Below are 22,682 nucleotides of genomic sequence, written 5' to 3'. Positions count from 1 at the left end.
TGAACAGGCGCTCCATCTTTCCGCTTGTAAAGCGCCGTTTTGTTGCATAAGCGCGCGCTAACAAAACCGTGACGTGACCAGACGGTGGCCACCTCGCTCGCCACGTCAAGGAATCGGCGGTCGGAAACACACGGCCGAGGTGTATGGCGAATGGTGATATCTCTATTTCTCTTGCGGAGATCGCGATGCAGGGGCAGAAACAGGGGATGAGACTCTCATATCTCGGCAGCGACGCCGAAGAGGTATCGGATGTCCTGACGCGTTGCATCGGGCCCGTCAGGGTACAGCAGCCACCGAAGACCGATCTCTCCTATAGCTACGAGTTCGTCGCCGCCGGACGCGTTGCCTTCAGCCGGGTGACGTCACAGGGCAGTCTCAGTATCGGCCAGAAGGACGAGGTCCCTAAGCTGCTGATATTGCTCCCGCTGCACGGCTCTGCCTGCGTGAAGATAGGACCAAAGGAAAGCCTGATTTCCAAACCCGGCCACGCAGCGATCCTCGATGGCAACAGACTGTCCGAACTGCAGGTCGAGAAAGCGCGCAGCCACTTTTCTCCTGTCATCGACCAGGGGGACATCTTCCGCCAGCTCGGTGCCGTACTGGAACGGCCGGTCTATGGCGCGCTCGACTTCGTACCCGAGCTCGATCTTGCCGAGGGGGCCGGCGAGATCATCTTCAAGTTGTCGCAGATCATGGCGACCTCCCTGGGTCCGGGCTCCGACATACCCGACATGCCCCACGCCCTTTCCTACCTTTCGGCAAGCATCGTCAGCCTGCTTGTCGATACGGTACCGCATCGGTTCTCGGCGGCCTTGAGCCAGGGCGAGTGGCTGCCGTCCCCGAGACATGTGAAACGTGCCGTCGATTTCATGCATGCCAATCTCCGTGCGCCGATTTCGATGAGCGACATTGCAGAGGCGGCCGGCATCGGCGTTCGGTCGCTGCAGGAGGGCTTCAAGCGGTTCAAGGGCACGTCGCCGATCAGCTATCTCGCCCAGTTGCGAATGGAAGCCGCCCACCGTGACCTCCTGGAAGCGGATCAAAGAGTATCGGTCGCGGAGATCGCCCGAAAATGGGGCTTCAGACATATGGGCCGTTTCGCGAACGAATACCGGAAATGCTATGGTTGCCCGCCCTCGGAAGCACGAAAGGGACGGGCGCTTTCCTAGAGCTTTTCCTGGTTAAATTGAAGCATTCTGTTGGCTCAAGCGGAGTGGAATGTTTGCTCGGCTGGCGCGCGTCGTAGCCCAAGCATACGGCCAAGCCAGCCGAGCAAACAGGCCGCCCGCTTCAGCCAACCCGAAGGGCTGGGCATCTTTCCGCCAGGCTCAGAGGCGATCGCCTCCGCCCTGACGAAAACCTGCTCCGGCAGAATGGTTCAATTTAACCAGGAAAGGCTCTAGGAGCCGGGTGATTGAGAAACGGTGAGCGGTGCGGCTCCACCGCACCGCCGACCGTTCCCTTCCTGCATGAGAGCGCTGTGACTTTCAGATGTACGACGCTGCAGCGGGTCAATCTCGCATCAGAACTCGTCCCACCCGGCTGCGGCGGTTGCGGTTGGCGCAGCGCCGCCGAACGCCTTGGCGAGCCTGCCGCCGAGGGCCCGGGCGGGGGAGGCCGCCGGCGTGCTGGCGTGGCCGGCGAGGCGCGGTGCGGCGCCGGCCTCGAGCCGGAAGCGGGCGATCAGCCGGGCGAGGTTGGCGGCCTCGTCGGCCAGCCGGTTGGTGGCCGCCGTCGATTCCTCGACCATCGCCGCGTTCTGCTGCGTCACCTGGTCCATCTGGTTGACCGCCGTCGAGACCTCCGACAGGCCGGTCGACTGCTCGCGCGCCGCCGTGGCGATCGAATGGACGTGCTCGTTGACCTTGACCACATGCCCCTCGATCAGCGTCAGCGCCTGCCCGGTCGCCGTCACCAGCTTCACCCCGGCGCCGACCTCCTCGCCGGAGCGCGAGATCAGCGCCTTGATGTCCTTGGCGGCGTTCGCCGAGCGCTGCGCCAGTTCGCGCACCTCCTGGGCGACGACGGCAAAGCCCTTGCCGGCCTCGCCGGCCCGGGCCGCCTCGACGCCGGCATTGAGCGCCAACAGGTTGGTCTGGAAGGCGATCTCGTCGATGACGTTGATGATCTGGCCGATCTCGCCGGAGGCCTCTTCGATGCGGCCCATCGCCGACACCGCGTCCTTGACGACGGCGCTCGACTGCTCGGTGCTCCGGCGCGCCTCGTCGACCATGTGGCTGGCCTCCAGCGCCCGCTCGGTCGAACTCTTCACCGCCGCGGTGATCTCCTCGAGCGCCGAGGAGGTTTCCTCGAGCGAGGCGGCCTGCTGCTCGGTGCGCTTCGACAGATCCCCGGAGGCGATGCGCATCTCGCCGGCGCCGCCATTGATCGTGTCGATCGCGCTGCGCACCTCGCCGAGCACCGAGCGCAGGTTGGCCATCGTCTGATTGACATTGTCCTGGAGTTCGCCGAAGGCGCCCTGGAACTCGCCGCGCATCGTCTCGCTGAGGTCGCCGTCGGCGAGCGCCGCGACGACCCGGCGGGTCTCGGCAATGCCGCGGTCGACGGAGGCGATCAGCTCGTTGACGCTGGCCGCGAAGCGGTCGAGATCGACATTGTCATAGGTCTTGGTAATGCGCCGGGTGAAGTCGCCGGCGACCGCCGCCGACACCACTTCGCCGATGCTGACCTGCAGGTCGGCGCTTTTCGCCTGCAGCGCCGCTTCCTGGGCGTTCAGTTCGCGCACCTTGATGCCGTTGCGCTTGAACACCTCGACGGCCCGGGCCATCTCGCCGATCTCGTCGCGCCGCGCCGTGAACGGCACATCGACATCGAGGTCGCCGCCGGCCAGCACGGTGATGTTGCCGGTGATCCGGCCGATCGGCCGGGCGATCGCACGCGCCCCGAATACCGCCGAGGCGATCAACAGCAGCACCATGACCACGGCCATGCCGTGCTCGACAACATCCGCAAATTGCTGAGCTTGCTGCCGCTTCAGCAATGTCTCCTCAGCAATCTTTTTGGCAACCGACACACCCTCGTCGATCAGCGGCGCCATTTCGTCGGCGACCTTCTGCATTTGCCCAACGATCAGCGCAACTTCGGCGTCCGATTTCGTCGCGAGCACTAATTGAAGCCTTCCCGCGGCGCCGTGGTAGTCCTCGACAAGAGCTTTGATGGAAACGACGCGTTGTTTGTTTTTCTCGATTACCAGCGGCGCAAAGGCCAGATCGAGATATTTGACCGCCGAGTCGCGTCGAGCGTTGAGAGTGGCGGCGGCGACCTGCAGTTCTTCGTCCGATTTTGCAAGAAGCATATCGCGGGCCGCCACCTGCATGCCGCGCGCCGACGCCTTGGCATCAACAAGATCGCGCGAGACCCCCATCTGGGTTTCCCTCCAGGTGATCGCTTCGTCGACGGAATGTTCGATGGACCAACCCCCAACGATGATAGCCAACATCAGGAAAATCCCTGCCCCGGACATGAGGGCGAGCTTGGTACTGATACGCGAGAAGATCGGCGAGCCTTCCATGATGATACTCCTCTTGCATGAACAGGAAGTCGTCATGGCTCCTGGCGTTCGGTGCTTGGGCTATCCGGCGCGATTCATTCCGCCGGTCGGTGACGGTCGTCAGACGACGGGGCGCTGACGAACCGTCGCATTCTTTGCGGGAATGGCGTTGGAGAACTGCGACCGTTGCGCCGCGCCTTGCTCTCGTGAAGTCAGCGAGCGCGATTGGGCGCGGTGTCCATCGGGATTCACCGAACGCAGTGGACAGGAGGTCATAAGCAAGATGAAAACCGTTACTCAAATGAAAGCCGGTGTATCGGCAACGTTTTACTCGGAGAAGTTTATTGGCGTGACAATGGCGCAGAATGGTTGATGAACCCTGAACATTGTAGGAAGATCAGCAATGCAACTTCTCGATGCCGACACCCCACCCGAGAAAGGCAGTTGAAGGCGCCTTTGATCGACAAAAAGCGGCTGATCGACGTCCCCGGCTTTGCGCACATGACGCCGTTCCCGGGTACGGTCGATCAGTCGCTGGCGGAGTGACTTAGCGTTCCCTCTCCGAGACAGCACAAAGAGGAACCGGCTCATACGAACCGATCCCCCTGAACGGATCGGTGTTGATCAATGATAGCCCGCGTCACCTGTGAAGATGTCGTTCAGCTTGTATGCGACCTCAGTCCGGTTCGTCGCCTTCAGCTTTTTCATGATGTTGCGAATATGAACCTTCACGGTGCTTTCGCGAAGATTGAGCTCGTAGGCGATGATTTTGTTCGCCTTGCCCTTGCGAAGCGCCTGGACGACTTCCGCTTGCCTAAGCGTGAACATTCCGGCCAGTGCAGGGGCTTCCTGCTTTCCCGTCTCGATCAGATGGCGAACGGCGAGAACGCTGCTGGCCGGCAGGAAGATCCCCCCGGCTATCGCCAATCCGATCGCTTCGATGCAAATCCCCACGCCAACGGACGTAGGGATATATCCACGCGCGCCGCATTCAAGCACCCGCAAGATTTGGCCCAATTCATCGATGTCGGACAGGACGACGACCGGCACCGGTCGGAACTCGGTGGCGAGCTTTGCAATCTCGGCCGCGACGTCGGCGACCTTGCGGGCGCCGATATTGAGGAGAACGGCCCCGATCGGCGGGCAGGCGCTCTTCTTCTCTCGCCATTCATCGGCAGACCCGAAGGCGCCGACTTCCATGCCGAGGCCATGAGTGGTCAAGGTTCTGGCCAGGCATTCGCGGTCCAAGGCTCTGCTATCGAGGAGAAGCAGACACCGCTTGTCTGCCCCTTCCACCTGCTGCATTTCCCCATCTCTGGCGAACTGCATTAGGCTGTTCGCGCCGTGCGGCTCCTGCGCAAACGCCGGCATTTTCTCAAATCTCGAAATTAAAGAACCCATTGCAAAATCCCCTTAACAATAATGCCCCGTGGGAGACAAATTCCTCAGACCGAAGGTCTTATCCATAAAAGTTTTCTCGAAAATACTCTAAATACTTCTTTCGAATTAACACTTTTGGTGTCGCTCTTTAGGAACAAACCTTCTCATCGACACTGCATCATCAGAAATAAACATGTAATGCTCGATAGTCTAGTATAACACCCCCAAAAAATGAAGGGGGTATGCACGAAGATCGAATCGTCGCGTCAGTTGGCGACGAAAACCGGCCGAGTGTGTGGCGCGACGCGGCCGGCCGAGGCAATTCCCCGAAGGAGGTGGCGGAGGGGTAAGGACAGGTCTGTCCCGAGTGAAAGGGGGAGCTGTTTCTCCCCTCCAACGCGCCGTGCCATGAGATCAGCCCCCGATACTTCAGGCGAAGCATCGGATTAAGTGGCACGGCGTGGTATTTGACAATTGACGAAATGAGACGATGTCTACCGCCTTTGGCGACAGATCGGGTATCTGCCCATCCGCCTTTCGTAGGATACACAGCCAAGCCCCGGACGCCGCAAACGGCGACCAGTCCGGCGCAAACGCTGCAGGCTCACGGGCGCATAGCCTTGCCCGATGTGCTCAGATCGAGGAGCGCAACTCCTTGAGCGCCGATGACTTCCGGTCCTGGAAGGTGCGATATCGGGCCGCTGCCTCGGTCCGGTTATGAGCGCCCAGCTTGGTGATGATGTTATGCAGGTGGATCTTGACGGTATGTTCCGACAACCGGAATTCGGCCGCAATGAGCTTGTTCTGCAACCCTCGCGAAACCATCTCGAGAATCTGCAGTTCGCGAGCCGTCAAATCTGCGACGCCCTCGACCTCTCCACGCGAGCCTGCCGCGACGCCGTTGTGGGACGGCAAATGGAAATTGCCCCTGCTTGCCTGAAGCATGAATTCGGGCGGAAAATAGGCGCCGCCGCAAAGCATTAGCCGGATCACCGACAGCCATACATCAAGCTTGACGTTCATCGGCAGCATGCCGCGAAGGAGGGGCGACCTCAGGATATCGGCGAAGGACGAATTGTGGCCCTGGCCATGTGGCTCGATGACCGCCGTGAGAGCTTGCGGATGCAGCCGCATAATTCGGGACGAGGCCGCTTCGACCTCCTTCACCAGGCCGAGTCGACAAGGATCAACGACACCGGATGCGAAAAGGCCCGGCACGCCGCATCGACGTCGTCGACCTGGTCGACGAGCACCCATGGAAATTCGCGTTCCATCGCATCGATCAGCCGTTCGGAAACACTTCCGCCGCTCGATACGATCAGAATGACGCGCCGGGGTTCGGCACGTCGTCTGCCCTCTGCAAAGGTCCCACACCCGACCTTACCCTGCTCAGCCACGTTCCGTAACGCCATACCCCTCACCCGCTCTATCGATCGGCAACTGCTGGTCGATCGAATCTGCGCAAACCACGGCGCTTCCGCGAACTCTAGCCCACGGCGCGCGCAGTCGCGACAACGCAAAAGGTGTGAACTATCCGTTGAAAGTCTACCTGGCGGCGGAGCTTTGTTCTGCTCCGCTTCATCCAAATGAACGAGACCGGCACCGTGGCGACATCCATCTTGTGAAGCCTTGAGAAGCTCTACAACTACCGATAGGACGCGACACGACCCAACGCCGCGGTCTGCAGCGCCCTGTCGATGCCGGGTCAGGCCGCGTGGAGCCTGGAATTGTTTGACGACAGAATGCGTCCGGAAGTTTTCTTTGCATCGCGAGGAGCGGAGATTAAAGCAGGGCCGACCTGCCCCAAAAGAGGTACGTAATTTCACACTTGCATGCTTCAAGCGTACGCATATTTTTGCACTATTCACAAGGTTACAAATAGCCGATACTTATGGCAGAGATCATTGATATGTCATTTTGGAATTTTTTCTCCGAGCTCCTTTTGAAGTAATCGATGCTTTATTATATTTTTATTTAGTATGCTTTTTCGAGGCGAATGTGTTTATCGAAGCAGGCCAATCAAGCGAATATGCAAGACCAAACCTCTCGACCGCAGCGGACGTTGCGCGAGCTGCCGAGGGGCAACGGCCATGAACTCAGAGAGCCCGAGGGATGGCGGGGCCCCCCAAGCCAAGCCTGCTCACGAGGACGCCGGCGATGAACCACGCACGACGGAAACGGAAGCGCGGCCGCTGCAAGAGCGGCACCTTGTGATCATCGACGGGCGAGCTCTCTGGCGCGACAGCCTTGCGCGAAACATCGCCGCCGACAATCCGGACGAGCCCATTCTGACGTTCGAGTCCTCCGAGGAATGGAGGCGGCAGCGCGAGGAAGGCACGCCGCCGTCGGCAATCCTCTTGAACATCGCGGACAGGAAGGTCGATGATCCGGCTGTTGAAGAGGAAATCACGATACTTGCGTCCGAGTTCGCTCCGGTTCCGGTAATCGTCCTGGCGGACAGGGAGGACCTGACACAGATCGTCAAAGCACTGGAATGTGGAGCAAAAGGCTACATTCCGTCCTCTGTCAGCGTGGACGTCTGTATCGAGGCGATCTCGCTTTCCCTGGCTGGCGGCATCTTCGTTCCGGCGCGCAGTGTCTTCGCCATGCGTCACCTGTTCGAAACGGGAGACGTCGCCGAACGCCCCCTGGCCGGCTTGTTCACCGATCGTCAGGCGGAGGTCGTGGAGGCCCTGCGGCGCGGAAAGGCGAACAAGGTCATTGCCTACGAACTCAACCTGCGGGAAAGCACCGTAAAAGTTCACGTCCGCAACATCATGAAGAAGATCAAGGCAGCCAACAGGACCGAGGTCGCCTACAAGATCTACGATCTGTTTCCCGATCACCCCCCGGCACCGGAACCAAACCGGACGAACACGCGAGATCCCGGCTCCGGTAATCGCGATTGACCGACAATCGCTTTTTGCCGCGCGGAACGGGCACGATGTCGCGCCTACTGCATGATTCCTTAAATCGGAATCGACGCCGCCCCGACCAGGAAGACACGTGCCGCAAAGCAAGTTCGATCGCAGGTAGATTACCTTCTCGGCTTCCTGAAGCGCAATATCCACTGCGCGCAAACTCTGTCCGCATGGCGCCGAGATGTCCCGGCCGCGCGACATTTTTGTGGAGCTTTAAATCTTCCGGAACGACGAATAGCGCCGTGCGATTCTTGGTTCGCAGAGGATTGCACGGGCGGGATCATTTCATGCGCCCCGGGACCTGGACGTGGGTAGCGCGGCAGCGGCGCCCCCATTTCAGGTTGCGCCCGTGGTCAGGCCCGCCTCCAGAGGGAGGGAAGCCGCGAAGTGGACAGGATTTCTATTGCAGCCACCTCGTTTCGCGGCGACGATCCGGACGAACTCGCGGCTGTCTTGTCCACACCCGCTTCTCCAATCAAGGTCGAACGGCTGAGCGGCGAAGCTCTTTCGTTCGACTGCGAATTCTTTTCGACAGGGCCGATAACCTTCGGCAGTTGCGCCTATGAAGGCGAATTGCAATGCACAAGGCAGGCACCAAGCGACAAGCTATTGATCTTCCTTCCGACTCGGGGAGCCGCCTTGTTTGAACCCGGTGCGAAAGAGATCTGGTCGCGGCCCGGTCAGGGCACGATCCTCGACGGGGCGCGCAGCGAAGGCGTCCGGATCTATGGCCCCCGCCGGCACCTCACCTTGTTCATTGACCACCGCAAGATCGCCAACCACCTGATCAACATGCTGGAGCGGACGATCCCCGGCAACCTCGAATTCTACCCGCACATCGATCTCACCGCTGGGCCGGGGTTCGCCTTGGCACAACTTGTCGAGACCACGTGCCGCGGCCTGCGGGGAAACGCCCCGCTGCGGCAATCCCCGTTGGCTCTTGCCTCGCTCGGCGATGCGGTGACCCATCTCCTGCTGGAGGCCGCTCCGCACCGCTACTCGGACCAACTCGCAAGCCCGGTCCCCCTGCCGGCGCCGCGGCATGTGAAATGGGCGATCGATTTCATGCATGCGCATATATCCGAGCCGATCACCATGGCCGATATTGCCGCGGCGGCGAAGGTGAGTGTCCGCACCCTGCAGCAGGGATTTCGACAGTTCCGCATGACGACGCCCATGGCATATCTGCACGAATTGCGGCTGACCGCCGCGCACCAGGATCTCATGAACACGCATGAGGCCCAAAGCGTCGCCGATATCGCATTGAAATGGGGGTTCACCCATCTCGGCCGCTTCGCAGCCGACTATAAGAAGCGCTTTGGGCTCCTGCCTTCGCAAACAATGCGCAGCGGCAAGGCCTGAGCGCGCCTGCCACCAGCCTGTTACCAAAGGAACCCACACTACGGCAGAGCAGTCGATAGACAGGGGCGGCGCCAATTCGGCGTGCCAGTATTCGAACGAAGATGTAATCGATGACGCCCGAACGTTTTGCCGAATGCCTCGCCAGTTTGAGGTGGACGACGATCGAACTCACATCCGCCCTCCAATGCCAGTTCTCCTGGGTCGAGGCCATGGAAGGCGGTCATGCAGAAATCCCGGAGGACCTGGCGCGCTGGCTGGAAGGCCTTGCCAGGTGCCATGAGGCTGCGGGAATTCCAACCGGCTATCGCGACGTTGCGCATTCTTGACACGCGGATGCGCGCTTCGGCCATGCTTGATGCGCCTCCCGCGCCGTCTCCCCTCAAGGTTCAGCCGACCCGCGCGCCCGTGGCACCAAAATACCGCCTACGCTCGGAGGGCGCCGTCAGCCATACCGTCGATCCTGACGGAATGTCATCGCCTTCCCGCAGTTCCACCACGACATTCTGCGCATCGCCGAGCTTGCAATAGACATAACGGGTGCCGCCGAGATATTCGGTGAATTCCACGGTCGCCTTGACCGCATCCGGTCCGCTGGCGACGATCCTGATATGCTCGGGCCGCATGCCGACGACGATCCTTTCGCCAGCTTGAAGCGAGTCCAGGCATGCCTCAATCTCACTGTCGGCAAGCCGCACCTTTCCCGAGCCTCGCCATTCCGCATCCAAGAGGTTCATGCGCGGCGAGCCGATGAAGCCGGCGACGAAGGTGTTGAGGGGATTTTCATAGACGTCGCGCGGCGTGCCGGTCTGCTCGACCCTGCCGTCGCGCAGGATGACGATCTGGTCGGCGAGCGTCATCGCCTCCGTCTGGTCATGCGTCACATAGATCATCGTGTTGCCGAGTTCGCGATGCAGCCGCGCGATCTCGACACGCATCGAAACGCGCAGCTCGGCATCGAGATTGGAGAGCGGCTCGTCGAACAGGAAGACGTCCGGCTCGCGCACGATCGCCCGGCCGATTGCCACGCGCTGGCGCTGGCCGCCCGACAATTGCCCCGGCCGCCGGTCGAGCAGGTGGGCGATCTTGAGAATTTCGGCGGCTTGCCCGACGCGCCGCTCGATCTCCGCCCGGTCGGTCCGCGCCATCTTCAGTCCGAATGCGAGATTGTCGCGCACGCTCATGTGCGGATAAAGCGCATAGGACTGGAAGACCATGGCGATGCCGCGTTCTGAGGGGTCGAGATCCGTCACGTCGCGCCCCTTGATGGCGATCTCGCCGTCGGTCACCTCCTCGAGCCCGGCGATCATGCGCAAGAGCGTCGATTTCCCGCAACCCGACGGGCCGACGAAGACGACGAAGTCTCCGTCCCGGATCGTCAGATCGATGCCGTGAACGACCTGCAATGCGCCATAGCTCTTGCGCACCCCGTTGAGCGCTACACCGATCCTGTCCAGTTCCCTCATCTACGCGCCACGCTTTTCGGCTTGCAACCAGACGAGCATTTCGCCGGCCTCGCGATTGTCCCACAGGTGGTATGGCACCAGCCGCAGCCGCGCGGCGCTTCTTGCCGCCGGCGTCGCGCGATAGAGCGAGGTCCCCCAGTCCGCCGTGCTCTCGCGCTCGACCGGCAGTTCGACGGCAACTGCACCGGCGAGATCCTCCAGGATCGCCGTCCTCGCCTCGGGCAGTTCCTCCGGCACGACGATCGCGTTGAGTTCACCGCCATTGTCGACCTCCTCTGCACAATAGACCAGCGGTCCGCGCATCAGCGCCACGCGGCCGGCATCGTGCCGGACCTTCGGATTGGCGTATTGCGGCCGAAGCGGCAGCGGCAAGTCGAGCGAAACCGCGTCGCCATCGGCCCACTCGCGCTCGATGCGGGCATAACCATCAACGATCACCGCATCGAGGTCGATGCTGCTGCCGTTCACCGAGAGGCGCGAACCGTTTGCCCATTCCGGAATGCGCAGGGACAGCGCGAATTGCCTCGGCTCCTTGAGGTCGAGCTTAATCGAAACAGCGCCGTCCCATGGATAGTTGGTCACCTGCCGCAACGTAACATCCGAGCCGCCGAACTCCAGCCGCACAGTGCTCTCCCCGTAGAGATGGACGGCGATCTCGTCGGCCGCCACGCCGTACATGTAGGCGCCGACCGAGGCGACGAGCCGGGCGATGTTGGGCGGGCAGCAGGGGCAGTTGTGCCATTTCCAGCGATGATGCCTGCCGGCGCTCTCCAGCGGGTTGTCATAGAAGAAGGTCTTGCCGTCGAGAGAAAGCCCGCTGAGAGCCCCGTTGTAGAGCGCCTGCTCCATGATGTCGGCAAAGCGCCGGTTCGGTCCGCGCCCGAGCATGCGGCTCGCCCAGAAGACCAGGGCGACCGAGGCGCAGGTCTCGGCATAGGCGGTATCGTTCGGCAGGTCGTAATAGTCGGTAAAACCTTCGTTCTTCGCGGAGGGTCCGATGCCGCCCGTCACATACATCTGTTTCGTCGTCAGGTCGTCCCACAGTGTTTCCAGCGCATCGGTGAGTGTGTCGTCCTTGTACTCGGTGGCGAGATCGGCCATGCCCGAATACATGTACATGGCGCGGACCGCGTGGCCGACGACCTTCTTCTGCCGCCGCACCGGCTCATGGGACTGGCTGTATTCGTGGGTCTTCTGGATGTAATCCTTCGGCGAACGCCCATCGCGGATCGCCTCCTCCGTGAAGAAGTGCGGCTCCCGGCCGCGCTCGTCGATGAAGAACTTCGAAAGATCGAGATACTTCTTCTCCCCGGTGACGCGCGCCAGCTTGACGAGCGCCAATTCGATCTCCTGATGGCCGCAATAGCCGGGAAGCTGCCCTTCGTCGTGGCCGAATTTGCCGATCATGTAGTCGGCAAAGCGGCACATGACATCGAGCAGCTTGCGTTTGCCGGTCGCCTGGAAATAGGCAACGGCCGCCTCGATCAGGTGCCCGGCACAATAGAGCTCGTGATGGTCGCGAAGGTTGGTCCAGCGCCGATCCGGCTGCACCCGCTGAAACCAGGTGTTCAGATAGCCGTCCTTGTCCTGCAGCCGTTCATACATGTCGATGATCTCATCGGCTCTGGCCTCCAGCCGCGGATTGGGCTGGCGGTAGAGCGAATAGGCAATGGTTTCGATCGACTTCGCCAAGTCGCTGTCCCAGAACATCTGCGTCGTCCCGCCCCAGGGCTGGATGGGGATGATGATACCCGGGTTCGGGCGGCTCACATCGAGCGCCTGCAGCATGCCCGCCTCGACGCAACGGTCGAGCAGGATCTCGGCCGTGGCGTTGCAGACGGCATCCTGCCACTTGCCCCAGAATCCCCCGACCCGGACATCGGGTACGGCCACGGGCCTGAACTGACGGTCCTTATTGCTCATGATGTGCCTTTCTCTCGTTATTTGACCGCGCCGGCCATCAGCCCGCGCATGTAGTAGCGTTGCAGCAGTAGGAAGACGATGAGGCAGGGGACGACCATGACGGCGACACCAGCCTGGACCGCGCCCCAGTTGATCGCGCCGAGGCGGCCGGCGCGCACCGCGGTCATCAGCACCGGGAGCGTATAGTTGTCGTTGCTGGAGAGCAGTACCAGGGCCGCAAAGAACTCGTTCCAGGCATTGAGGAAGGCGAAGATCGACACGGTCGCAATGCCGGGCATGACAAGCGGCAGCAGGACCCGGACAAGAAGCCGGAGATCGCGGGCGCCGTCGATCCGGGCGGCTTCCTCGATCTCCTTCGGCACCGCATCGAAGGCGTTGCGCATCATGAAGACCGAAAAGGGAAGTTGCAGCGTCACATAGACGAGCATCAGACCGAAGAGCGAATTGTTGAGGCCGAGCCGCGCCAGAATGATGAAGAGCGGCGTCAAGATCGACTGGAACGGGATCATCAGCGTCGCGATGACCAGCACGAAGAGAACGTTCTTGAACGGAAAGCGATAGCGCGAGAAGCCATAGCCGGCGAGCACGCTGACGGCGACCGTCAGCAGAACCGTGCCGATCGATACCACCAAGGAATTGAACATGTGCTGCCAGATGCCGGAACCGAAACCATCGAGCGCGCGATAGGCATCGAAACTGATGCCGGAACGCGGCCATGGCGGCAGCGGCGGCGTGCCGGATTCGCTGTTCGGGCGGAAGGACGACAGAAACGTGACTACGAAGGGCGCAAGGAAGAAGAAGGCCGTGCCGATACCGATGCCATGATAGGCAAGCCTGTCCCACGTCGCCTTGCGGGCACGGATCTCGCTTCGGGTCCTCATGGGCGGTCTTCTCCCACCTTGAGCAGCCAGAGCTGCACGACGCTGATGGCCACCAGGATCGCGAGCAGCGCGATCGACAGCGCCGCGCCGTAGCCCAGATTGAAGGACACGAAGGACTGGTTGAAGATGTAATAGACCACGGAGATCATGCGGTTCTGCGGCCCCCCGCTCGTCATGATATAGAACTGGTCGAAGGCGAGGATGGAGCCAGTGACCGACAGGATCAACGCCAGCGCCATGGTACGACGCATCAGCGGCAGCGTGAGGTAGCGGAACCGCTGCCAGCGCCCGGCTCCATCGATGCGGGCAGCTTCCGTAAGCTCGGTCGGTATGGCCTGCAGGCCGGTGACGAGAATGATCATGGTGAAGCCGGCGATCTTCCAGACGACCATGGCGATAATCGTGAGGAAGGCCGCGTCGAATGTTGCAAGCAGGTTGATGCGGCCATTGGTCAGCCCGAGCCGCTGCATGAGCGGCGTAAAGAGGCCGCTGTCGACATTGGCAAGCCACACCCAGAGCAGCGAGGCCGAGGCGAGACCGACGACCACCGGCAGAAAGATGATCGTTCGATAGACGGAAATCAGCGGCCGCTGCTTCTCGACGAAAATCGCCAGCGGAAAGGCGACGGCGAAGATCGCGATTGTGACGATGATCGTATAATGCGCCGTAAAGCCGAGCGCCGTCATGAAGCGCGCGTCGCTTACCATGCGAACATAGTTGCCGAGCCCGATCCAGGCCGGCGTCCCAAGCAGCGGCCACTTATGCAGGCTCATCCAGACGGTGAAGAGCACCGGTAGGACAAAGAACATGGTGACCAGCGCCATTGCCGGGGCGATGTAGAGTAGGCCGCGCCAGCCCGACTGCTTCCTCTTGCGGCGACGCGGCGATGGAAATGCGATGCCCGACATCGTCATGAGTGGTTTCTTCGATCCGGTTGCGGGTGCTGGAAGGGCAAATTGCCCTCCCAGCGGTGCGGGTTATTGGCCCGCGTCGATGATCGACTGCATCTCGGATTGCGCATTCGAGAAGGCGCCGTCCACGTCGTCGCCGAAGATCGCCGCATTGATGAAGGTTGCCCACGGGCCGTTCGACGAGTTGATCAGGTCGTTGAACTGCAGCGTATAGGGCGTCTTGGCGACGGCGATCGCCTCGATGCCGACCTTGAGGCGCGGATCGAGCCCTGCGAGAACCTCACCGGCGATATCGCCGCGGGTCGGCAGGCTGCCATATTTCGCCATCATCTTCTGGCCGTCCATCGAATAGATGTATTCGAGGAATTTCTTGACCGTCTCCAGCTTCGGCGTTCCCTTGGTGACGACGAAGTTGTCGCCGCCGGCAAAAGACGAGGGCTTGCCGTCGACGCCGGGGATCAGCGTGACGCCGAAGTCGATCTCCGGATGCTGGGTGACCAGCGTGCCGATCGCGAAGGCACCGATGCTCTGCTGGCCGATCCTGCCGTTGGTGAAGGTCAGGAAATTGACGCCATTGTCGCTCGCGGAGCCCGCGGGGACCGTGTCCTTGGCAACGAGGTTGCGATAGATATCGACCGCCTTGCGCATTTCAGGCGTATCCAGTGTGGCCTTCTTGCTGTCGGCGGATAGGATGTCGGCACCCGCCCCCCAGACCAGCGGCGTGAAGGTGAAGATCATGCAGCCGCCGCAGCCGCCGCCCGAGAAGTAGAAGCCGTAGGTGTCGTCGCCGAGCGCGCGGATCTTCTCCGCATTGGCCGTAATCTCCTCCCAGGTCTTCGGCGCCTTTTCCGGATCGAGGCCGGCCTTGCGGTAGAGCTCCTTGTTCCAGGCGAAGATCGACGTCTCGACCGAAAGCGGCAGGCCGTAGACCTTGTCCTCGTAAGTGCCGAGCTTGACGTGCGACGGCGACAGCGAGTTGAAATAGGGCAGCGATTTCGCCCAGTCGGTCAGATTCTCGAGCTGGCCCGCGGCTGCGAAGGCGGGCGTGTAGATCAGGTCCAGCGACAGCGCGTCCGGCGCCTGTCCGCCGGCGATGGCGGTCGCGTATTTCTGCACAAGCTCGGAGAACGGCACTTCGGTCAGCTCGACCTTGTCCTCACCTTTGGCATTGTAGGCCTTGACGACTTCCTTGAAGGAGTCGCCGATGCCGGTGCGAACCCACATGCTAATCGTTTCTGCAGAAGCAACGGAGAGCCCCAGCCCGTAGGCAAGCGTCGTTGCGGCAAGCAATCTTTTCAACACTTTCCATTCCTCCTCTTGACCGGAGCCGCTTGAATGCAGGCTCCCTCTCCTCATCCCGCCGGCCTCGACCGCCGCGTCTATTCAGGCCTACCGGCTCCACCGCAGGAGTGCCTGACGACCAGCTTGCAGGGCAATTTGCGCAAGCCCGGCTCGGTCGGGCGTCCCTCCGCGAGCGCAAGCACCATCAACCCGGCCTCCCTGCCGAGTTCCTTCAAATTCATGTCGACCGTCGTCAGCGGCGGGCGCGTCTGTTCGGCAAGGATTTCCCAATTGTCGTAACCGATGACGGAAACGTCGTCCGGCACCTTGACGCCGCGCTCCCTGAGGGCATCGATCACCCCGCGGGCGATCTGGTCGTTGCCGCAGAAAATGCCGTCCGGCAGGCCTTCCTCGGCACTCCAGAGATCGGCGATCGCCTCGTGTCCCCAGCGCTCGGACCAGACGCCGTAAAGCACCGACGCATCCTCGCCCGCCTCCCTTGAGAAGGCGGCGGCGCGCTCGCGGACGGAAACGAAATCCTCGGGCCCCGTGATATGCACGAGCCTCCGACGGCCGAGCTTCTTGAGCCAGGCCGTTGCAAGGCCCGCACCCTGCGCGTCGTCCGCCATGAGCGTCACGCTTTCGGGAGCCCCCGCGGTAAAGGCATAGACGACAGGCACCGGCAGGCCCGCGAGATCGACCGGGAGAGACCTGTCGATCCGCTTGCCTGTCGCGATGATGCCATCCACCTGCTTGTCCAGCATGGCGTCGACATGGACCTTGCCGAGGGCCGGATCGTCTTCGATCGCACAAAGGAAGACCGAGACGCCGTGATCGACCAATGCCTCCGAAATGCCCGCCATGACCGGCAGGGTGAAACGGCCATAGGTGTCGTTCGTCAAGAGCCCGATGGTGAACGACCGGCTGGAGAGCAGCCCGCGCGCCAGAGCGTTCGGCCGGAAGCCTATTTCGGTAGCGATCCGCTTGATCCGCGCCCGCGTCTCGGCGGCCATGCGGCCGTTGTCGTTCAACGCCTTCGACACCGTCGAGACGCTGACACCGGCTTCCCGTGCCAGATCGTGGATCGTTACCCGCCCGCTTTTGGCCCGCTGCGTCGTCAAATCGGCTCCTCACCTAGGTTAAGGTGAGAAAACCTTTTCTCATGGGCCATGTCAACATGAGAAAACGTTTTCTCATGTCTTTTGGTGTCGGACAATCTTCAAGTGGTTGCGGCGGACGGGAAGACTAGCGCGCCGCTCACGACGCACCACGTTTCTGGATCACGAGCTCTCGGCCCGGTACAACTGGCCCGCGGGGCTTCGCATGCATGGATGCGATCTGTGGACGCGGCCCTTTTCTTCCGCGTCCACTCCCATAGGTATAGCTTGGTAAGCCAACGCAACAGGAGCGGAAATACATGTCCTTACTGATCAGCGTGCTTGTGACGTTTCTCGTCGTTATCCTGGTGCTCTACCTCGTCAACCGGCTTCCGCTGGACGGGCGCACCAAGCAGATCGTCCAAGCCATCGTGATCATCATCGGCGTCTTGTCGTTGCTGAGGTATCTGGCGGTGTTCTAGGGACAGGACCTGGGTCATGCTTTGGTGCGAACGGCAGCAGCGCGAGGCAAGCGAACCGGCCCCGAGGCACAGATCGAGCCCGCGCCGCATCGCTCATCCGCGATCTGCCTTCCGCGTCGGATGTCAGTCCGCCATCACCGTCAGCGGGGTGCGCACGAGCCTGAATCAAGCAACTGGGTTGCGAATCACCCTAATCAAGGGCGATGATGGGCCGCGTTCACTGATCTCTGATTGCAAAGCAAACTGGCCGCTCCAATAATCGAGTCGAGACTCGTCAACCCAAGATGGTCTCCAGTATCGGAGGAACTACTCAATGAACAGAAACGTGATCATCGGTATCATAGTGGTCGCGATTGTCATCCTCGCGGTAATCTTCCTGATGCCGGGTGGCACCGAACAGACAGCCGAAACGCCACCGGCACCTGCCCCGGCAGAACCCGCTCCCGCGCCTGCGGCGCCAGAGCCCGCACCAGCGACGCCCGCGCCAGCCACGCCCGCGCCTGCGACACCGGAACCGGCTACCCCGGCGCCGGCCACGCCCGCGCCCGCGACGCCTGCACCGGCGCAATAGTCCGTCGGGCCACCTTCGGAAACCTCGCGCCCGCCCCGGGCGCGAGTGTTTTCTGCTTTGCCCATAGGGCTTGAGAGCTTCGCCCGCGCGGCCGACGTCCTTCGCGAGCGCTGCTGCACGGCCGCCCGTCAGTCCGTCAGGGCGTGGATGCCCAGCATCTGAACGGTCTGCGCCGGCGCCTGCATCTCGATATGACAGGCCTCGATACTGCCGCCTCGTCCCCATTGCGCGGCAAGGCTCATCAACTCTTCCTGCTCCTTCCGAAGCCGATGCCAGGCCAGGATATCGTCGGCATGGGGTGCGTTCAGCCGCGGATCGTAGAAGCGGTCGATTTCTTCACCGGCATCCTTGCGGGCGGCCTCCAGCCGCTGCTTCAAAGCATTCGTCTCGTCCTTCACGAGAAAATACCGGCGCATGACGGCAATCAGTGCAAGATCGTTCGGACTGGCGTTCAATAGCCTTCCTCCGCGTCGTTTCCGGATATCTGCCGGGCGGCGCCCGGCTCGCCGAGCCCTTCGCCCGAAACTGTGACCCTTTTCCGGCAAAGAAAGTAGGAAGAAGGATCTAGATCTGGCGTTTGCCCCTGCTCGTTCGGAGCCGTCTCTACGGCCAAAGCAAGACGGCCCGGCAGGGATTGCCGGGCCGTTTATTCCGACAGTCGCGATGAGATCTACGCGTGCAGCCGCCGTTCGGGCTCGCCCGCCATGATCTCCTCGCGCCGGTTGTGGCGAATAGACGACCAGAGCGAAAGGCCGATGAGACCCGCGCCGCCGAGCCCGGTGATGACCTCCGGAATATGCACGAGCGTCTGGAAATACATCACCACGGAAAGGACCAGGATCGCATAGAAGGCGCCATGCTCCAGGTAACGGTATTCGCTGAGCGTGCCCTTCTCGACCAACATCACCGTCATCGAGCGGACGTACATCGCCCCGATGCCAAGGCCGATGGCGATGATGAACAGGTTCTGGGTCAAGGCGAAGGCGCCGATGACACCGTCGAAGGAGAAGCTGGCATCGAGCACTTCCAGATAGAGGAAGGCGCCGAAACCACCCCTGGCCGCAGCGCTCATGGTCTGCTCCGTAGCGTCCAGGAGGCCACCGACGATCTCGACCACGAGGAACGTCAGCAGGCCGTAAACCGCCGCATGGACGAAGGCGACCGCCTCTTCTCCCTCGAGCAAGGTCGAGAAGCCGAGGATGAGGGCCAGCACGAAAGCGATCTCGATGCCCCTAATGGTCGAAAAACGCGCCATCTTGCGCTCGATCCAGGCGATCCAGTGCACGTCCTTCTCATGGTCGAAGAAATAGTTGAGCCCGACCATCATCAGGAACGTTCCGCCGAAAGCGGCAATCGGCAGATGCGCATCGTGCATGATGCGGGAGTATTCCTCCGGACGTGCCGCAGCCAGGATGACCGCGTCGATCGGCCCGATATTTGCCGCGATCACCACGATCAACAACGGAAAGACGATGCGCATCCCAAAGACAGCGATGATGATGCCCCAGGTGAGGAACCGCTGCTGCCAGACCGGTGTCATGCCCTTAAGCTTGTTGGCGTTGACGATGGCATTGTCGAAAGACAGGGAGATTTCGAGGACAGCAAGCACGGCACAGACGAAGAAGACCGTCATCATGCCGCTGATGGTGCCGGTCGATTGCCAACCGACCCAGGCGCCGAGAACGAGGCCGGCGGCCGTGGTGAGAAAGGCCCACTTGAAGTAATCAAGTGTGGCTGTTTGCGGGTGTGACTGTGTCATTGACGAACCTCCCCTGCCCGCGAGCTCGTCGCGTTTGTGAATGGGAGGTTGCTGGGAAGGAAAGAACGCACGGCCGAACGGCCACATGCGTGAGGCATGAGTTGAATTTTCATGGTAGCGATTTTCCGCCGGCTGATTTGCTGGCGGTACCGACATCACGAGAGCGCCGTAAAAAACTCTCGCCAGAGGGGCCCGGCACCAATGTTCCTCCCGCGATCCGATGTCTGAGAGCGGGAGCGTTTCCTTACTTAGCGACATCGTGCCCTGCGTCAAGGGGAGTGGTATCATCCCCCTCCACTCGCCTCCGCCTGGCGCAAGGGAACCAAACGCCGGCTCGATCAGTTTGATTTCCACCGGCAACCAGCTGCGAGGCAAGGCGTCATGCACTGTTTCTGGTGGGACAAGAGCGTCGAATTGGAGCTCGGCGAAACGGGTGGATATCGGTCCGTGAAAAGTACGCGGGAGGCCGTCGAATGTCTGCTGTCGCGCTGGCCGCAACGCGATGGCCGCGCGCTCGCCGCTGCCAAACGAACTTGCCTCCAGGCACTGGACGGCAAGATCAAGACCGAGAAAGCCCGCAGGGCCTTCATCAAGGCGGCGGAGGAGGCACACCTATCGATTCGCAGCCAATAGAGACACGGCCAAGGCCTCGAACCTGCGTTGCGCGTCTTAACCTGTAGGTGCGAAAGGAAAGCCATGCTTGAGATTCCATGGGACAAGCCGGTCAGCCTCAACATGCTGAACGGCAAATGCCGCACCGTCGTCGGGCCGCTCGACGCGATGAAATGCCTGCAAAGCGAATGGCCGGTACGGCAGGGTGCCTATTACGGCTGCGCGGTGCGCGCCTGTAACGCGGCGCTGAAGCACCGAAAGAGACCCGAGGACGCCCGCGCCGCTTTCCTCGCCGCTTCCCGCGAGGCCTTCCTGACCATCGTCGCGGAGACGGGGCAGGACGTCGCTAGCGATGCTTATCGGCGCGCGGAGTGATTACCTGCCGCCCTGCATGCCCGCTTTTCGACTTGTCCCACCGGCAACCCGCCTTCTCGTGCGCCCAATATGCCAGTCTCCTCCCGATGCAGCGATGCGAAATCGTCCTCCGGGAACTCTTTTTTGGTTTCAGGCATTTACAGCGAACCGAGGTGAAGCGGAATCCCACCTGCCGGATAGCTCCGGGCCAGGCACTGGGACAATTCGCTTATCATCGCAAGCAAGGACGGGTCTCTCGGATGGCGAATAGCTTCAGCAGATTTTCAACAGCCGTCGCGGAATACTCCGGCAAGCCGGTCACTTTCGTGATCGCGGTTGCAACGATCGCTCTCTGGGCCATCGCCGGACCGTTTTTCGGCTTTTCCGAGACATGGCAACTCATCATCAACACCGGCACGACGATCGTGACCTTTCTGATGGTCTTCGTTCTCCAGAATTCGCAGAATCGCGATGGCACCGCGCTCCAGGCGAAGCTGGATGAGCTGATCCTGACGAGTGGGGCCGAGAACCGCTTCATCGGGATTGAGAAACTCGATGACGGGGAACTGAAACGCCTCAGCGAAATCTTGAAGGAGCATGCGGCGAACGAGGACGACAAGGCGCTGCACAGGAAGATTACCGAGGCGGCCGGTCGGCAGACGAAACGGGCCGGCGCCCGGTAACGCCAACCCACAGTCGGTGGAACCAAAAACAACCAGGGCCGTTTGCCTGAAGGCAAAGGAACACAGGAACGCAAGCCGGCTTCCGCCCGGTGAATGAGGCGTCATTCGCCGCGGGTTGGAAGCGCGGCAGGAGGATGAGCATATGCACGTTGTCGGCACACAGGTAATTCCGGAACAGGGCGGAAGAGCAGGTTTCACCGTGGAATTCGTCGGTGAGGGAGGTGAAATCGTCTCCGTATCGCTCCGCAACGACGCCAGCCGCAGCCTCAACCGGATGAATGCGGTGGAGCGCGCCAAGGAGGTGATGATGGAACTCGCCAACACCGAGACCAAGGATCTCGACAACGGCGAGAGCCAGACAGGCCAACCGAACATGCGCCGCAGCGCTCGCTTCAACAAGGATACCGACGAGATGGAACGGCAGCCCGACGAGGGCCTCGAGGACAGCTTCCCGGCCAGCGATCCCGTTTCGGTGACGGCTTCCACGATCCCGACCGACCGCGCGAAAAAGCACTAGCCATGGCCGGCCGCTCGTCTGTCGCGCTTGTCACCGGAGCCGGGTCCGGCATCGGCAGGGCCACGGCATGCATGCTTGCTGCAAACGGCACAAAGGTGGGCGTGCTGGGCCGCACGCGGCTCAAACTCGAAGAGGTGGCCGCTGAAATCAGTGCGCAGGGCGGCGAGGCGCTCGTTCTCGAGGCCGATGTCTCCGAAGAAATCCCCATGCGCAAGGCGGTGGATGCACTCGTCTCCGCCTTCGGCGGTCTCGACATCATCGTCGCCAACGCCGGGATCAACGGCGTCTGGGCGCCGATCGACGACCTGCAGCCATTCGAATGGGACGAGACGATCGCCGTCAATCTCCGGGGCACCTTCCTTACCCTGCACACGACAGTCCCGCATCTGAAACAAAACGGCGGTGGCGCCATCGTGGTCGTCTCGTCGATAAACGGTACGCGAACGTTCACAACACCGGGCGCCACGGCCTATACGGCCACCAAGGCTGCCCAGGTCGCGATGGTCCAGCAACTGGCTCTGGAACTCGCAAGGCACCAAATCCGCGTCAATGCCGTCTGCCCGGGAGAGATCGACACCAGCATTTCGGAGAATACAAGCCTGCGCCGCGAAGAGGAAACGGCGATACCGGTCGAGTGGCCGGTCGGACAGGTTCCAATTACCGGTGGCAAGCCCGGACGCAGCGAGGACGTCGCCGAAGTCATCCGCTTCCTCGTCTCGGACGAGGCGCGGCATATTACCGGCAGCCCCGTTTGGGTCGATGGCGGACAGGGGCTGTTGCGCTAGAATATTGTCACTGCCCCAACAATAAGCCCCGCCGGGAGGGCGGGGCCATACCGCATCAGCGATGGAACGCCCGGATCCGTAGGGGTGTGCGGAGAGGGAACTGTTCCGCGCGTTCCGGGGTCTAAACTGGAAGCGCTCCAGATTGTTCCCGATGATGAGAAATAATCGTAGTCTTCGCCAGCGCGCGGC

General features: G+C 61.6%; 20 protein-coding genes and 1 pseudogene. 10 read left to right on the top strand and 11 right to left on the bottom strand.

Translation table 11 applies throughout. The features are described 5' to 3' along the window. The first annotated feature begins 206 nt into the window (after positions 1-206). A complete protein-coding gene (locus tag N181_RS19420; RefSeq protein WP_234886012.1) occupies positions 207-1,169 on the top strand; it encodes a helix-turn-helix transcriptional regulator in 963 nt (320 codons plus the stop codon). 353 nt (positions 1,170-1,522) lie between these two features. Here N181_RS19420 and N181_RS19415 read toward each other — a convergent pair whose 3' ends face one another. The 3 genes and pseudogenes from N181_RS19415 to N181_RS19405 all read right to left on the bottom strand — a co-directional run bounded on the left by N181_RS19415 (position 1,523) and on the right by N181_RS19405 (position 6,303). After that, positions 1,523-3,532, bottom strand: coding sequence for a methyl-accepting chemotaxis protein (locus N181_RS19415; RefSeq protein ID WP_060563716.1), 2,010 nt, complete (start codon positions 3,530-3,532; stop codon positions 1,523-1,525). Positions 3,533-4,135: 603 nt separating this feature from the next. Further along, positions 4,136-4,912, bottom strand: a complete 777-nt coding sequence (locus N181_RS19410) for a response regulator transcription factor (protein ID WP_060563714.1) — start codon at positions 4,910-4,912, stop codon at positions 4,136-4,138. A gap of 612 nt (positions 4,913-5,524) precedes the next feature. Further along, positions 5,525-6,303 (bottom strand): annotated as a pseudogene (locus N181_RS19405) (response regulator transcription factor). A gap of 678 nt (positions 6,304-6,981) precedes the next feature. Here N181_RS19405 and N181_RS19400 point away from each other — a divergent pair. The 3 genes from N181_RS19400 (at position 6,982) to N181_RS19390 (ending at position 9,500) form a co-directional block, all read left to right on the top strand. Beyond that, positions 6,982-7,800 (top strand): response regulator transcription factor, encoded by an 819-nt coding sequence (locus N181_RS19400; RefSeq protein WP_060563713.1) that lies wholly within the window; start codon positions 6,982-6,984, stop codon positions 7,798-7,800. A gap of 399 nt (positions 7,801-8,199) precedes the next feature. Then, positions 8,200-9,174 (top strand): AraC family transcriptional regulator, encoded by a 975-nt coding sequence (locus N181_RS19395; RefSeq protein ID WP_081319012.1) that lies wholly within the window; start codon positions 8,200-8,202, stop codon positions 9,172-9,174. A 110-nt stretch (positions 9,175-9,284) separates the two neighbouring features. Continuing rightward, positions 9,285-9,500: a hypothetical protein gene (locus tag N181_RS19390; protein WP_060563709.1), complete on the top strand. Its 216-nt coding sequence runs from the start codon at positions 9,285-9,287 to the stop codon at positions 9,498-9,500. Positions 9,501-9,560: 60 nt separating this feature from the next. On the opposite strand, the gene N181_RS19385 is transcribed toward N181_RS19390, so the two are convergent. The 6 genes from N181_RS19385 to N181_RS19360 all read right to left on the bottom strand — a co-directional run bounded on the left by N181_RS19385 (position 9,561) and on the right by N181_RS19360 (position 16,754). Then, the gene (locus N181_RS19385; protein WP_060563707.1) at positions 9,561-10,637 is read right to left on the bottom strand and encodes an ABC transporter ATP-binding protein; all 1,077 of its coding nucleotides are present in this window, start codon (positions 10,635-10,637) and stop codon (positions 9,561-9,563) included. Next, entirely contained in the window at positions 10,638-12,560 is a 1,923-nt protein-coding gene (locus N181_RS19380; RefSeq protein ID WP_060563705.1) for a glycoside hydrolase family 127 protein, read from the bottom strand. 17 nt (positions 12,561-12,577) lie between these two features. Next, positions 12,578-13,441, bottom strand: a complete 864-nt coding sequence (locus N181_RS19375; protein ID WP_060563704.1) for a carbohydrate ABC transporter permease — start codon at positions 13,439-13,441, stop codon at positions 12,578-12,580. Further along, positions 13,438-14,355, bottom strand: coding sequence for a carbohydrate ABC transporter permease (locus N181_RS19370; protein ID WP_060563702.1), 918 nt, complete (start codon positions 14,353-14,355; stop codon positions 13,438-13,440). Before N181_RS19370 ends, N181_RS19375 begins: the two co-directional genes overlap by 4 nt. A gap of 63 nt (positions 14,356-14,418) precedes the next feature. After that, a complete protein-coding gene (locus N181_RS19365; RefSeq protein ID WP_060563701.1) occupies positions 14,419-15,654 on the bottom strand; it encodes an ABC transporter substrate-binding protein in 1,236 nt (411 codons plus the stop codon). A 77-nt stretch (positions 15,655-15,731) separates the two neighbouring features. Beyond that, positions 15,732-16,754: a LacI family DNA-binding transcriptional regulator gene (locus N181_RS19360; protein WP_014331479.1), complete on the bottom strand. Its 1,023-nt coding sequence runs from the start codon at positions 16,752-16,754 to the stop codon at positions 15,732-15,734. Between the two features lie 296 nt (positions 16,755-17,050). Here N181_RS19360 and N181_RS34090 point away from each other — a divergent pair, with 296 nt between their 5' ends. Further along, positions 17,051-17,212 (top strand): Thivi_2564 family membrane protein, encoded by a 162-nt coding sequence (locus N181_RS34090; RefSeq protein WP_014331478.1) that lies wholly within the window; start codon positions 17,051-17,053, stop codon positions 17,210-17,212. Between the two features lie 699 nt (positions 17,213-17,911). Here N181_RS34090 and N181_RS19350 read toward each other — a convergent pair. Both N181_RS19350 and N181_RS19345 read right to left on the bottom strand, forming a co-directional pair. Continuing rightward, a complete protein-coding gene (locus N181_RS19350) occupies positions 17,912-18,238 on the bottom strand; it encodes a hypothetical protein (protein ID WP_014331476.1) in 327 nt (108 codons plus the stop codon). Between the two features lie 215 nt (positions 18,239-18,453). Beyond that, a complete protein-coding gene (locus N181_RS19345) occupies positions 18,454-19,542 on the bottom strand; it encodes a DUF475 domain-containing protein (RefSeq protein WP_014331475.1) in 1,089 nt (362 codons plus the stop codon). Positions 19,543-19,923: 381 nt separating this feature from the next. On the opposite strand from N181_RS19345, the gene N181_RS19340 reads away from it, so the two are divergent. The 5 genes from N181_RS19340 to N181_RS19320 all read left to right on the top strand — a co-directional run bounded on the left by N181_RS19340 (position 19,924) and on the right by N181_RS19320 (position 22,493). Next, entirely contained in the window at positions 19,924-20,175 is a 252-nt protein-coding gene (locus N181_RS19340; protein WP_014331474.1) for a DUF982 domain-containing protein, read from the top strand. 63 nt (positions 20,176-20,238) lie between these two features. Then, positions 20,239-20,529, top strand: coding sequence for a DUF982 domain-containing protein (locus N181_RS19335; RefSeq protein WP_014331473.1), 291 nt, complete (start codon positions 20,239-20,241; stop codon positions 20,527-20,529). Between the two features lie 239 nt (positions 20,530-20,768). Further along, a complete protein-coding gene (locus N181_RS19330; protein ID WP_014331472.1) occupies positions 20,769-21,191 on the top strand; it encodes a low affinity iron permease family protein in 423 nt (140 codons plus the stop codon). A gap of 142 nt (positions 21,192-21,333) precedes the next feature. Beyond that, positions 21,334-21,708, top strand: a complete 375-nt coding sequence (locus N181_RS19325; protein ID WP_060563699.1) for a hypothetical protein — start codon at positions 21,334-21,336, stop codon at positions 21,706-21,708. Between the two features lie 2 nt (positions 21,709-21,710). Then, on the top strand, positions 21,711-22,493 hold the full coding sequence (locus N181_RS19320) for an SDR family oxidoreductase (protein ID WP_060563698.1): 783 nt from the start codon (positions 21,711-21,713) through the stop codon (positions 22,491-22,493). Positions 22,494-22,682: the final 189 nt, after the last annotated feature.

Source organism: Sinorhizobium fredii USDA 205 (assembly GCF_001461695.1).
GTDB classification, from domain to species: domain Bacteria; phylum Pseudomonadota; class Alphaproteobacteria; order Rhizobiales; family Rhizobiaceae; genus Sinorhizobium; species Sinorhizobium fredii.
Note: the sequence above shows the minus strand (reverse complement) of the source record. Positions and strands in the feature narration are given on the sequence as shown.